Origin of the sequence: Falsiroseomonas oryzae, assembly GCF_027856955.1 — a bacterium.
Taxonomy (GTDB): domain Bacteria; phylum Pseudomonadota; class Alphaproteobacteria; order Acetobacterales; family Acetobacteraceae; genus Falsiroseomonas; species Falsiroseomonas oryzae.
This window is the reverse complement of the sequence record NZ_JAPSMD010000838.1, coordinates 1-1,170: the sequence shown is the minus strand read 5'-3', so window position 1 is coordinate 1,170 and position 1,170 is coordinate 1. Positions and strand designations below refer to the sequence as shown.

Sequence of the window (1,170 nt, the reverse complement as noted above, 5' to 3'; positions counted from 1 at the left end):
CGGGACGCCGCGCGCCAGGCCGGCCAGGGCGCGCATCGCCGGATCCAGCGCGCGCGGGCCGAAATGGCGGCGCGCGAAGGCCTGCGCGGCGGCGCCCATGTGGGCGCGAAGCTCCGGATCCTGCACCAGGGCGGCCAGCGCGGCGACGAACTCGCCGCGGTCGGTGGCCAGCGCATAGGCCTCGCCCGCGCCGCCGGCGATGCCGAGCAGTGCCTCCGCGGTCAGCACGCTCGGCAGGCCATGCGCCAGGTATTCCACCGTCTTGATCTTGAGCCCGCCGCCGAAGAAGACCGGGTTCACCGCGATGTCCAGCCCGGCGAGGAAGGCGTCGCCATCGGCCACCTCGCCATGCGCGACGACGTTCTCGCGCCCCGGCGGGATCGCGTCGCACACGGCGCCCGCGACGTGCAGTTCCGCCCCCAGCCCGGCGATGGCCGGCCAGACCTGGTCCAGCAGCCAGAGCAGCGCGTCGCGGTTCATCGGGCTGTCGCCGCCGAGGAAGCCGATGCGCACGGGGCCGCCGCCGCTGCCGAGCGCCCGCGGCAGGGCCGGCATGGCATGCGGCGCCAGCAGCACGCGGCCGGGCAGCAGGCGTTCGAGCCAGCCGGCTTCCTGCGGCTGGATGGCCAGCACCGCGTCGAAGGCAGACAGGATCTTCAGCTCCTCGCTGGTCGAGATGGCGATGAAGTGCTCGCGGCCGAAGCGGCGGAAGTTCTGCGCGCGCAGCGACATGACGTCATGGGTGTCGAGCGCGAGCAGCGGCGGCGGCCAGGCGACCGCGAGGCGCAGGTAGGACAGGCGGATGTATTCGATCAGGAGGCCATGCGGCGGATGGCGCACCAGGTGGCGCTGCAGGGCGGCGAAGATCGCACCGTCGAAGCGCGTACGCTCGAACGGCGTGAGGCCCCAGGGCATCTCGGCCGGTGTGCCTGCGGCCGCCTGGAACACCCGCCCGCGCGGCCCGAGCAGCGCGAGCGCCACGCCGCGCTCGGCCGGGGCCAGCGGGCCGGCGAAGAACAGGTCGAGGTCCATCTCCTGCCGCGCCGCGCGCAGCAGCGTGGCGATGCGCTGGTGGTTGCCGAGGCGGGCGCGCCAGAACGGCACGTCGGTGGCGACCAGCAGCCGCGGCCGGTCCAGCAGCCGGGCCAGCGCGGCGGGGGAGGCGAGGGT

Annotated in this window: 1 protein-coding gene; it reads right to left on the bottom strand. The window is 75.0% G+C overall.

What is annotated here, in order from left to right; genetic code table 11:
* A partial coding sequence (locus tag OZN99_RS32105; protein ID WP_270939242.1) for a glycosyltransferase occupies positions 1-1,170 on the bottom strand: 1,170 nt, incomplete at both ends.